Origin of the sequence: Lacibacter luteus (assembly GCF_004118265.1) — a bacterium.
Classification (GTDB): domain Bacteria; phylum Bacteroidota; class Bacteroidia; order Chitinophagales; family Chitinophagaceae; genus Lacibacter; species Lacibacter luteus.
Window position 1 is genome coordinate 1,621,576 of the sequence record NZ_SDHW01000001.1, and the last position, 12,731, is coordinate 1,634,306.

Genomic DNA, 12,731 nt, shown 5'->3' on the forward strand with positions numbered 1-12,731 from the left:
TGTTTATTTTTTACAGTCCAAGTACATACAGCTGCAGCTGTACCGAATTTTCTCCCTGCAGAATGAGGCGGTGAAACCCATCGTTAAAACTGCCGGATGCCGGTGCAAGCAGAATAGCCGATTGCGAAAACTGTCCTTCTGCAATTTTTGTATTGATGAAAGTTGTTACATCATAACTGTAATAGGTTTCCTTCCCATACAACTTATCAATTACAAGATTGCCTGTTAACATCACGGGGTTACTTGCATCGCCATTGGTAAAAGCAGCTACAGGTAAATTGGTGTTATCCGTTGAATACAGGTAAAGCGATGAAGGCAACTGAAAAGGCAAAGCCCATGTGCTGCTGTGCGGCCTTACGATCAGTTTTGCATTAAGCACACGTATGTTTGGATTTTTTTCTTTCAACGTAAGCAAGGTTGGAAAACCAATACGTATGTACGAACCGAAACAACTGTTTAAATAACTGTAACCACCTGTTACTTCGCTGCTGAGCAATTGCGATTTTCCGTTAACTGCTGCAGCAAGATTTGTTGTTGTTGTTCGAAACTGAATACGGTTAAACTGCCGGGAATTGGTGTACACAAAATCGAGATGCTTGTAGCTTGTGTACAATCCCTTTTCATGGTAGGTTAAACGTACCAGTGTTTCTGTTCCGCTGCTGAACGATGTAACTGCTTTTGTTGAAGTTGAATCGGCTGCAATACAAATGCCTTTAAAATATTCGTAAAAATTACTGGAGTCGGATACTTCAATTGCACTTGTAACGAATTTATCCAGCAGCTCCTGCCCCAACGCATCGCTTAACCGAACAGCGATTGTTGTTCCTGTTTTGTTCGAAAGGTTGATTGTTTGCGAACCGATCTTTTCGCTGTAATGCGGAAACGAAGACCTGTTATAAAAATTTTCATCGGTTTTATTACGGATGTTTTGCGAAAGCCGATACACGTTAAACGTAAACGGAATTGAACTATCGCCTGAAAAACTTCCCTTTGGTATTAACAACAACTGCAACGAATCGAACACAACACTGGCATTCGCCACCGGGTTTGCACCCGGCAGCTGCAGCTCAGCATAGGAGGCTGCCGTTGTTACCCCCATATAAGAATCGTTGTTGTAACCAATGGTAAACAGCGAACTACCCGATGTAACAAACGAATCTACTTTGTATGTTCCTGTTTCTGTTTCAAAGTTGTTATAGTAGGTTACGTTCGGATCGTTTGTATAATCGGGTTCAGCAAAATCAATATCCACTTTCTGGCAACTCTGCAGCAGCAACAGCAATACAAACAGTGTTGCACAAGATGAAACCAGCCATTTACACATGCTTAAAAATTTAGAGAAATAAAAGGAAATTAATTATCGTCGTCGCTTTGCTCTGTAAATGGAAAGAACTCCCACAGATCATCAAATCTTGAACTGCTGTTATGACCTGTTGTAATAAACCCTCTTCCGTTTACAGCGAAGCCAACAGCGCCTTCTCTTGCTGTACCTTCCATTCCGGTTTTTATTTCCCATGTATCGTTGGCAATATTATAAGCCCATGTAGAACTTGTTGCAGCGCTGATGTTTCCTGTTGAGAGATAAGCAATGTCATTCATAATAAACACTACGCCATTGTTACGTGTAATATTGCTGCCATAATCATCATCATAATCTTCATCGCTTACACTGGTGATCTTTCTTTTTTCTGTCCATGCATTTGTTGCAGGATCGTACACCCAGAAATCGTTAAGATAACTTCCGTTATTAATTCCTGTTACTACATATCCTTTATCGCTGTGTACAAATGCAACTGCATCGGTACGTTTACTACCTGCAAGACTTGCCTTCTGCGTCCAGGTATCTGTTAACGGATCATACTGCCACAGATCTTTCAAATAGTTCCCATCGTAACCGGTACCAACATAACCTTTATCTGCAATGGTAAACGCAACCGCACCATAACGTTCAGAACCGCCAAAGTCTGCAACCTGTTTCCATGCATTTGTTGCAGGATCGTACTCCCAGAAGTCTTTTAATTTTTTTATACCGTCGTAACCTGTGCCAACATAACCTTTACCGTTTGCAGCAAAAGCTACAGCGCTGTTACGTGCAATACCGGGAAAATCGGCACGTCTGTACCATGTTCCTGTTGATTGATCGAACTCCCAAAGATCAACAAGCCTGTCAGTACCATCGTAGCCCAAACCAACAAACACTTTGTTACCGATGGTGAATGTTACTGCTTCTGTTCGGCCTACGCCTTCAAATTCGTAACTGCGTTTCCAGTTACCTGTTACATCGTCGTCATCGTCTGTTGCTTTGCTGCAGGCGCTGAGCGATACAACAGCTGCCAGCAAAAACAAGTACGTAACTGTACGAAAACCTCTCTTGCGCATTGCGTTAAATTTAATTGTCATTCCAAAAAAGTTTAGTGAAGATGTTTGCTGCCTGCAACGGCACAGCAGCCTGTTTTGATGCACAAATATTTTTTAAAGCAGCACGAAAGAAAATGTTAAAGGGACTGAAATGGACAAAAGCGGAAGTAAAGTGTACATGAAAACAGTTGAAGAGAAACGTTCATTTATGAAGCAAAAAAAGCGAACAACAAATCTTAAAACCGTTAACAGTAAAGATTGTTAAACCCCGTTTGCTGCGTTGAAAAAACAAGCTGCACACCGCACCTTTGCCCGATCAGCACTGTGTATGAATGAAATTTTAAAAAACAAAAAGCTACGTAACAAGCTTTTTCTTACGATACTTATTACTACTCCTTTATTTGGTTTAATAGCAGGTATACCGTTTGTTCGTTTTGAACTTAACAAGTTCTCCTTTTTTATTCCCGGCATTGCCTTTATTACAGGTATCACTTTTTTATTCTGGCTTATTAACATTACGCTGCTGATTCTTGAACAGCGCATTCCTTTCCTGCAAAAAATTGTTATCCGCTCAGCTATCAGTATCTGTCTCTCATTTGTTATAGCAATGGGCCTGTCGGATATTATGCGTAGTTATTTTCCTCCGCCACAAATTAAACTAAGCGAAAAAAGAAACGTCGTACCCGGCGGCATGGAAATAAATCCCGGCATGAACATCGCAAACGGTCAAATAAATTTAGCGCCGCAATTAGCACTTGGCAGCAATGATGTACTACGCATACCTAACGACCGGCGCAGGCATCGTGGATTTTTCTTTCCGCAGTTTATTCATGCGCTTACCATTAACATGATCATACTGATTGTTTGTGAACTTTTTTTGCTTACACTACGCAAACAAAAAATAGAACTCGAAAACCAGGCGTTGCGGCAGAGCAATCTTGAAGCAAGAAACAACCAGTTGAAAATGCAGCTGCATCCACATTTCCTGTTCAACTCACTTAATACATTGCGGTTACTGATGAAAAAAGATCAGCAAAAAGCCGAGCAGTATTTATTGCAGCTGGCAGATGTACTGCGTTTTTCTACCAGCACTGCACACGACTCGTTGGTAAGCCTGAAAGATGAACTGCAGTTTTGTTTGACCTATCTCGATATGCAGAAAACAAGATTTCAATCGATGCTGACATATACTGTTGCAAATACAGACCTGTACAATGTTGAGGGGAAGCTGCCGGTATATGCTTTGCTTACATTGGTTGAAAATGCGATCAAACATAATACGCTTTCCAATGAAGCACCACTGCATATTGCCATCGATTATCAAAAAGAAACAAATACGATCAGCATAAAAAATACAAGACAACCAAAAGCGTATGCAGAAGAATCAACAGGCATCGGTCTGCAAAACCTTGCCGAACGTTACCGTTTACTGGCAAACGAAACAATTGTAGTAAAAACAACGAACAACGAATTTGCCGTAACCATCAAAATATTATCCTGATAACAACTGCATTACTAAAACTGATACGCACATGCATATTGTTTTAATTGAAGACGAACAACTGGTTTCGGATGAGCTTTGCGAACTGCTCACACAAATTGATCCATCGATTACGATCGATGCAGTGCTCAGCTCGGTAAAAGAAGCCATTACTTATTTTAACGAACCTCATAAAACACAACTGATCTTCAGTGATATTCAACTGGGCGATGGCTACAGTTTTGAAATTTTTAAAGCTGTACAGCCAACCATTCCGGTTATTTACTGCACAGCTTACCACGATCATGCATTGCAGGCATTCGATCATAACGGTATTGCTTATGTATTGAAACCATACTCCGGAACAAGTATTGAAAATGCACTGAGCAAATACAAGATGCTGCTGCAGAATAACAGCAAACTGCCTTCTGTTAATTACGAAGCATTGCTTGCAAACATTACCGGAAAGCAAACTAAGCCACAGGTATTGCTCATCAATAATGGCAATAAAATCATTCCTGTTAAAACAACAGAAGTGGCCTGCTTTAAAGTGGAACATAAATTTACTTCGCTTACAACTATACTTAACCAACGTTACCAGGTAAACAGTTCGCTTGATGAACTGGAAGATCTTTGCGGCACTTCTTTCTTTCGTGCCAACCGGCAATTTCTTGTGAACAAAGAAAGTATTAAGGAAGTGGAACATTACAGTTTAAGGAAGCTCTTCATTAAACTACATGTAAAAACAGAAGAAGAGATTATCATCAACAAAACAAAAGCATCGGCATTTCTTAACTGGCTGAAAAGTTAAAATTCAACTTTATTCCTCTCCTTTTCACATTGCTTTAATAAACGACAGTAATCCTCTGCAGTCAGTGGTACGTTAATTGAACATACTACAAAAACAAAGGAGGCATTATGAAAAATCATTTGAGCAGATGGCTATTTTTACCCGTCGTTTTACTACTACTCATCGGTTGCGGACCTGCCGCACATATTGAAAAAGACAAAGCGTTTAATTTTTCCAATTACAAAACCTTTGCATGGATCGACCAGGATGGCCAGGGAAGAAACGATCGCAACAACAGCAATGATCTTACAGAAAAAAATATTCGTGAAGCAGTAAGTAAAGAGTTAACAAAAGCCGGATGGAATGAAACAAAACGCCGGCCCGATATTTTGTTGAGTTATGATCTGTTGGTTGAACGTTCAACAGTAGAACGGAACGATCCTGTTTACACCCAGCCGTTCTACAGAACATTTTACAGCCCGGCTTACAGAAGATATTTTATTGTAAACTATCCTTCGCAGTTTGTTGGCTACGACCGTAGTGAACGTACCATTAAAGAAGGAACCATTACAATTAATATGATTGATGCCGGAAGTGGTAAAACTGTTTGGCAGGGCTGGGCTACCGATGAGGTTAGTAACCGTAATCTTACATCAAGGGAAATTGATGCAGCGGTACGATCTATCTTTAAAAAAGCCGACCTGGCAAAACGATAAAACAACAAACCCTTTCGATTACGAAAGGGTTTTGTTTTATTCAGAATCAATAGTTGGCTATTTCTTTAATTCAAACTTTACATGTTTTGCATCACGGCTGTTACCGCCGATGAATAAATGAAATTCACCCGGCTCGTACATGTATTGCAGCTTATCGTTGTAAAAACGCAGATCGTTTGCAGTAAGCATAAATTGTACTTGCTTATGCTCCCCTTTCTTCAGTTTAATTTTTTGAAATGCTTTTAATTCTTTTACGGGCCGTACTACCGAACCTGTAATATCTCTTATGTAGAGCTGTACTACTTCTTCGCCATCGAAATTACCGTTATTGGTAACCGTAACTGTAGCAGTTAATGTTTCGCCCGGTTTAAGCGAAAACTTATTCAGTTGAATTTCGCTGTACTGAAAATTGGTGTAACTCAATCCAAAACCAAATGGATACTGCGGACTGTTTACTAAATCGGTGTAAGCCGAAACATAGTTTACATCGGTTTCACTTTTTGCAGGACGGCCGGTATTGTAATGATTGTAATAGATGGGAATCTGTCCTTCACTTCTTGGAAAAGTCATTGGCAGTTTACCCGAAGGATTATAATCGCCAAACAACACATCGGCAATTGCATCGGCACCTTTTGTACCCAACCACCAGGTGTATAAAATGGCAGGAACATTTTCTGCAGTCCAGTTAAACACCAACGGTCTGCCTGCTGCAATTAATACAACAACGGGCTTACCTGTTGCTGCAACGGCTTTGATCAACTCTTCCTGCACACCGGGTATATGAATATTGCTACGGCTTTTTGCCTCACCACTCATGTTTCTTGTTTCACCAACATAGATCACCACCACATCTGCATTCGATGCTGTAGTAACTGCCTCTGCAAAACCTTCACGGCTTGTATCTGTCAGTTCACAACCTTTTGCATAAAGCAATTGTGTGTTGCTGCCCACTTTGTTCTGAACAGCTTGATATAAACTCGGCACACGAACAGAATCATCATCCCAATCGTAACTCCAGAAACCCAGATGTTCTTTTACTGCTTTTACCAGCGGACCAACTAATGCGATCTTTTTTGTTTGTTTTGAAATTGGCAACAGCTGCTTTTCGTTCTTCAGCAACACAATACTCTTTGCAGCTATTTCTTTTGCAGCCGCAAGATGTTGCGGATTATTCCATTGTTGTTTTTCCCGTTCTACATTGCTGAATTTGTACGGATCGGCGAACAAACCCAATTCGTATTTCTTACGCAGAATACGACGCACCGCATCATCAATTACACTCATCTTTACTTTACCTTCTTTCACCAACCGTGCAAGATGCTGAATGTATGCACGGCTTTCCATATCCATATCGCTGCCGGCATTTGCTGCCAGCATTGCGGCTTCGTAATTATCTTTTGCATAACCATGATTCACCATTTCGCCCACACTGCCCCAATCGCTCACAACAAAACCGGTGAACTTCCACTGGCCTTTTAAAATATCCCGTTGCAAAAAGCGGTTACCCGTTGCCGGTACACCGTTGAGATCGTTGAACGAATTCATAAACGTTGCAGCACCTGCATCGACAGCGGCTTTAAATGGCGGCAGATACGTTTCATACAACATGCGGTTGCTCATGTCAACCGAATTATAATCACGACCGCCAATTGCTGCACCATAGGCAGCAAAATGTTTTACACATGCAAGCACCGCATCGGTATAACCAAACCCATTTCCCTGGAAACCTTTTACTCTTGCTTTTGCAATAAACGAACCAAGCAAGGGATCTTCGCCTGCGCCTTCCATTACACGACCCCAGCGAGGATCACGACTAATGTCAACCATTGGTGCAAATGTCCAGTGTATACCTGCTGCACTTGCTTCAATAGCTGCAATGCGTGCACTCAGTTCAATGGCTTCCATATCCCAACTGGCAGCTTCGGCTAATGGCAAAGGAAAAATAGTACGGTAACCATGTATTACATCCTGTCCGAACAATAATGGAATTTTCAAACGGCTCTGCATCGCAATTTCCTGTAAAGAACGTGTACGTTCTGCACCGGTTACATTCAGGTAAGAACCGATCATTCCCTTACGCACCTGCGTTTGTTTATCACCATCTTTTGTAATAGGCCCGGTTGCAGCAAAGTCGCTGCTGTATTGGTTCATCTGCCCGATCTTTTCTTCCAGCGTCATCAAACGTATCAACGAATCGAGAAAACGATTCATCTTCGATACATTGGTTGTTTGCGCAGAAATAAGAACAGTACTTAAAGAAAAAAAGAGTAAGAGTGCAACACGCTTCATAGTTGTGTTGATTTAGTATTAAAACAATCGTTATTGATATACACGAACATAATCAATTTCCATACGCTGCGAAAAAATGGCATCATCCACACCAAACTTGCCGCCCCAGTTACCACCTACTGCAACATTTAATAACAGGTGAAACTGTTTATCAAAAGGCCATGCTTCACTACCTGATTTATTATTCACGAAACGATGATATTCTTTCCCGTCAAGTAAAAAAATAATTTTGTCGGCCGACCAATCAATGGCATACACATGAAATGCCGTGGACAGATCTTTTACCAAAATACTGCTGCCAACCTGTGTACCCTTTACATGATTAAATGCGCCGGTGTGTACTGTTGCAAACAACGAATCGGGCAGGTAGCCAACATATTCCATAATGTCAATTTCGCCACTGTGCGGCCATCCGCCATATTCCCATTTGGTCGGCAACATCCAGATGGCAGGCCATATACCTTTCCCTGCCGGAAGTTTGGCTTTTATTTCAATGCGACCATATTTCCAATCGCCTTTGTTTTTCGAAACCAAACGTGCAGATGAATAATTTGCATCTTCCATTTTTTCTTTATGTGCTTCGATGATGAGTTTGCCGTTTTCAACCCTTGCGTTTTCTTTCCGTTCTTTGGTATAATACTGCAATTCATTATTTCCCCAACCACAATTATTGGGACAGCCACGGCCAATATCGTAACTCCATTTTGTACTGTCGGGCAAACCATTGGTTGTAAACTCATCGCTCCAAACCAGTTTTCGTTTTTTCTGAACCTGTGCATTGGCTGTTACGCCAACACCTAACAACAGCAACAGTAAAACTTGTAGTGTACTTGTTTTCATGTGTTAATTTTTTATTTGATTTTGGCCACATGTTATTCGCCACAATAAAATCTTCATTTCGGTTGGTAATAAAATGAATATTTTATGATGGCTCATTTCATAAAAAAGATATTAAAGCTGTAAGCGAGCAAAAAAGCAAAGCAGAAGATACTTAATTCGAGAAAAAAACACGATCCGCTTTTGCTATTGATTATGGGAATGCCCTTAACATTCCTGCTATATGACTCAATTATTGATAAACACGTATATAATCCACTTCCATTGCAGCTTCTGTAACATTTGCATCTACAGCGCCGCCGAATGTTCCGCCCATTGCAACATTCATTATAAGAAAGAAGTTGTTGTTAAACGGTAACGAAGTTGTATTGGCCACTGTATGAAACAATACATCGTCCACATAAATTTTTATTGCAGCAGCCGTCCACTCCAGTTTGTAAATATGAAACTCGGTGGATGCATTGCTGATGATGCGTGAACTGCCATCGGCACTTCCGCCCGAACGACCAGGGTAATGCAGTGTACCGAAAATGCGGTTAAGATCATTTCCCTTGTGTTCCATAATATCAATTTCGCCACATGAAGGCCAACCTACAGCATTGATGTTTGCACCAAGCGACCAGATAGCAGGCCATGTGCCACCACCTGAAGGAAGCTTTGCTCTTGCTTCTACAATACCATACTTGAACGAAAACTTATTTGCCGTAAGCAAACGTGCAGAGGTATAATTAAATCCACTGTAATTTTCTTTCTTGAGCATAATGCGCAATACACCATTCTGTACAATTACATTATCGGAGCGGTTGGTATAATACTGTTTCTCCTGGTTGCCCCAGCCATCGGTACCATTGCCAAGATCGTAACCCCATTTGCTGCCATCGGGTGCACCGTTGGTATTAAACTCATCGCTGAAGATGAGCGATAAACCAACTGCAACAGTTACCTGTATGGATTTTGAAATGGTTTTGCCCGATGCACTTTTGGCAACAACAGTTACGGTGTATGTTCCTGTTGCAGGATACTTGTACGTTACCTTACCCGAAGGTACCAATGCAAACACACCATTACCATAACCAAACTCGTAAGTAGTTGCGTTGGTAGCTGCAGCAGTAAACTCAACGTTGCCGCTGTTATCTGTACTTACAACTGCATTGAGTGTAAGATTTGTTGGAGCAACATCTGTATTACCGGTATTGCCGCCCTTTTTGCAGGAAAGGGACGACAACACGGTAACGATTGCTATGAAAGCTATGTTTCGTAACATGAATTACGGTTTCAGTTTTAATTTTTGATACCATGCATTGCCATCAATACCGATATTACGCAAATGAATGGTTGTTGCTGTAATGGATAAGATCTCGTACGTATTACCTCCTGTACCAAAATTAATAATACCATTACCCGGCACTTCGAACTGAATGCGGGTTGATACAGCAGAAGTGGATGCAGATGTTGCATTCATGAATGCCAGCTTTTTACTGCCGGCTGCATTAAGACCCAAGCAGGCATCGGCACCGCTGAAACCATAAAACGCAGTTGCGCCACCAATAGAAAATGATAGGCCTTTGTTATCGATGCTCATGTAAATATTATTGCTCGCATCTTTTGAGAAAGTGATCTCATCATCGTACAAACAGGCATCACGCTGGTTAGGTGTTGCTGCATACCAGATAGGAGAAAACTCGTTGTTAGGACCAACACCCACATGACCCGGAGCTTCTTTATCTGTTACCCAGATCTTTGAAGTACCACCTGTAAGGTTCTGCACAATATCAGCAGGTATTTCAAACGCTACAAACACTTTTACTTTTTTGCTGATGGTAGATGTTACACCGGCTGTACCAATTGCATTAACAGTAATCACATATTCAAATGTGCCGGGATTATTGTATTTGTAGTTGATGGTACCCGATGGAACGATCTGCGATTTACCATCACCAAAATCAATTTTATAAGTGATGGCGTTGGCAGCAGTTGTTGTGATGCTTACATTACCTGTACCATTTCCATCGGGGTTGCCTGCATTTACACCGGCAACTGTTGCTGTTAGTGTAAGGTCGGCGGGTGTTTTAATTGTACCAAGCGTGTATTCTTTTTTCTCACATCCTGCTGCAATAAACGCTGCAAACAAAGCTATGAGTGAATAGGATTTTATTGACAGTTTCATATACTTCAGTTTAGAATGTTATTGAAGACGGATATCGTCGATTAAGAAAGTAAAGTTTGCTGTACCGTCACCTGCAGTTCCTAAATCGAAAATGAGTACCACTTTCTGATAAGTATTTGCTGTATTGATGGCATTATAATCGAACGTAAGTTCTTCCCATCCGTTAGCAACGGTTGTCGTTACTTCTTTTTCGAAACTGATACCGCCATTGGTAAGGTTCTCCACTTTCAGTAACACTTTTGCACCTGCACGTGGCGAATACACTTTCATTTTAAATGTTTTGCCTGCACCAAAATCGATCGGACTGTCGAGTGTAATAAAGCTGCCGCCCCAAGGCTGTCCTGCATTCTTGATCATGCGTGCAACTTTTGCACTGGTATTGATGCCACCAGATTGCGGATTGTTGATGATGCTTAAATTACCACCGTCGAAATCGGTAATGGTATAAGGTGAGCTTGATTCAAAATCCAACGGAATAACAATACCTGCTGCACTTGCTGCAACCATTTTCACATCATCCCAACGGAAAACCTTTGCCGTACCCGCTGCACCAAAATCGAAAAACACCGATGCTTTGTGGTAATTGTTTGCAAGGTTTAATGCAGGTGTACCGCTTACGTTATTGGTAAAATCGAACGTGAGTGTTTCCCATGCATTCGCAACCGTTGTGTTCACTTGTGTTTCAACCGATTTTGTTCCATCTGCTCTGTCTTCAACTTTTAAACGTACCGGAATGCCGCTTGCAGGCGAATAAACACGGATGCTCATTTTTGTTGCGTTTGCGGCAAACGGAATTTTCGTTGCAAAACCAGTAGCTGTACCAATTGTTGTACCTGCCCATGTTTCTGCGCCGTTTGTTTTGGTTGTTACTTTGATCTTGTTGGCATTATTATCCGGATCAACACCGTCTACTGTTGCGTTACCACCAAAATCGGTTACCGTATAATTTGTTCCTGCTGCATCGAATGTTACAGGAAGATCGATTTGTGCAGATGGAATGGTATTGGTTAAACGGATATCATCGAAATAGAAAGTAAAGTTTGCAGAGCCATCGCCTACAGTACCCAGTTCGAAAATGAGTACTATTTTTTGATAACTGTTACTTGTATTAATTGTACTGTAGTCAAACACCAGGTCTTCCCATCCGTTAGCTACAGTTGTACTCACTTCTTTTTCGAAATTGATGCCGCCATTTGTTGCGTTCTCTACTTTCAACAACACCTTTGCGCCCACACGTGGTGAGTACACTTTCATGCGGAAAATTTTATTCGCAGAAAAATCGATCGGTGCACCCAATGTAATTACACTGCCACCCCAAACTTCAGGTGCATTCTTCACCATACGTCCAACTTTGTTTGTTGTGTTAATGCCTGTTTTATGCAGGTTATCAATTACCGTTACAACACCACCGCCAAAATTGGTAAAGCTGTATTGCAGGGTTGATGATTCAAATGTTAACGGCAACAACACCGGATCAACAATCGTAATGGTTTTGGTAAACTGTGTTGTTGCAGCGCCACCGCTTAATGCAACAACTTTTACAGTATAAGTTCCAACAGCAGCATAAGTATGACTCACTGTTTCACCTTCCATAAACGAAACAGGAACTTCGTTCGGCACATCACCAAAATACACACGGAACATGGTTTCGTATTTGGCTTTTGCACTTACGTTTACTTTAAAATTATTGGCAACATCCACATCGGCTGTTACTTCTAAATTTTCCGGTGCACGGAACGATACTGTTAACTGTTGTGTTGCTTCGGTTGTTTTACCGGTAATATTGTAACCAACAATCTTTACAGAATAAACACCTTCTGCATATTTATGCGTTGTGTTTTTTCCTGCCTGTACTTTAGCAAGAGCTGCAGTACCATCGCCATAATAAATGTCGTACGATACAGCACCTTCACCATTAGGTGTAATGGTAACATTACCTGTGTTATCCTGTGTAATTTCAAACAAAGCCGAAAGCTTTGCCGAGTTGGTTATCGTTGTAAGAAACGAGAGATCATCGTGCAGTTCCGGTTTACAACCCGTTACAACGAGCAGCAAAACCGCAAACTGAAATATATTTTTAATTATACGCATGAT

Annotated in this window: 10 protein-coding genes; 3 read left to right on the forward strand and 7 right to left on the reverse strand. The window is 41.2% G+C overall.

From position 1 onward, the window contains the following. Nucleotides 1-10: 10 nt before the first annotated feature. Together ESA94_RS06375 and ESA94_RS06380 are read right to left on the reverse strand one after the other, a co-directional pair. Nucleotides 11-1,324, reverse strand: coding sequence for a DUF4270 family protein (locus ESA94_RS06375; protein ID WP_129129992.1), 1,314 nt, complete (start codon nt 1,322-1,324; stop codon nt 11-13). Between the two features lie 29 nt (nt 1,325-1,353). Next, on the reverse strand, nt 1,354-2,400 hold the full coding sequence (locus ESA94_RS06380) for a Kelch repeat-containing protein (RefSeq protein ID WP_205755918.1): 1,047 nt from the start codon (nt 2,398-2,400) through the stop codon (nt 1,354-1,356). 286 nt (nt 2,401-2,686) lie between these two features. On the opposite strand from ESA94_RS06380, the gene ESA94_RS06385 reads away from it, so the two are divergent. The 3 genes from ESA94_RS06385 to ESA94_RS06395 all read left to right on the forward strand — a co-directional run bounded on the left by ESA94_RS06385 (nt 2,687) and on the right by ESA94_RS06395 (nt 5,344). Further along, nucleotides 2,687-3,859 (forward strand): sensor histidine kinase, encoded by a 1,173-nt coding sequence (locus ESA94_RS06385; RefSeq protein WP_129129993.1) that lies wholly within the window; start codon nt 2,687-2,689, stop codon nt 3,857-3,859. A 31-nt stretch (nt 3,860-3,890) separates the two neighbouring features. Then, entirely contained in the window at nt 3,891-4,649 is a 759-nt protein-coding gene (locus ESA94_RS06390) for a LytR/AlgR family response regulator transcription factor (RefSeq protein WP_129129994.1), read from the forward strand. Between the two features lie 107 nt (nt 4,650-4,756). Continuing rightward, on the forward strand, nt 4,757-5,344 hold the full coding sequence (locus ESA94_RS06395) for a DUF4136 domain-containing protein (RefSeq protein WP_129129995.1): 588 nt from the start codon (nt 4,757-4,759) through the stop codon (nt 5,342-5,344). 57 nt (nt 5,345-5,401) lie between these two features. Here ESA94_RS06395 and ESA94_RS06400 read toward each other — a convergent pair whose 3' ends face one another. The 5 genes from ESA94_RS06400 to ESA94_RS06420 all read right to left on the reverse strand — a co-directional run bounded on the left by ESA94_RS06400 (nt 5,402) and on the right by ESA94_RS06420 (nt 12,728). Then, entirely contained in the window at nt 5,402-7,633 is a 2,232-nt protein-coding gene (locus tag ESA94_RS06400; RefSeq protein ID WP_129129996.1) for a glycoside hydrolase family 3 N-terminal domain-containing protein, read from the reverse strand. Nucleotides 7,634-7,663: 30 nt separating this feature from the next. Further along, nucleotides 7,664-8,473 carry a glycoside hydrolase family 16 protein gene (locus tag ESA94_RS06405; RefSeq protein WP_129129997.1) on the reverse strand — a complete coding sequence of 270 codons (810 nt, stop codon included), beginning with the start codon at nt 8,471-8,473 and terminating at the stop codon, nt 7,664-7,666. Nucleotides 8,474-8,702: 229 nt separating this feature from the next. Then, entirely contained in the window at nt 8,703-9,734 is a 1,032-nt protein-coding gene (locus tag ESA94_RS06410) for a family 16 glycosylhydrolase (RefSeq protein WP_129129998.1), read from the reverse strand. A 3-nt stretch (nt 9,735-9,737) separates the two neighbouring features. Further along, complete coding sequence (locus ESA94_RS06415; RefSeq protein WP_129129999.1) at nt 9,738-10,637, reverse strand: PKD domain-containing protein; 900 nt, start codon at nt 10,635-10,637, stop codon at nt 9,738-9,740. Between the two features lie 18 nt (nt 10,638-10,655). Then, a complete protein-coding gene (locus ESA94_RS06420) occupies nt 10,656-12,728 on the reverse strand; it encodes a PKD domain-containing protein (RefSeq protein WP_129130000.1) in 2,073 nt (690 codons plus the stop codon). Nucleotides 12,729-12,731: the final 3 nt, after the last annotated feature.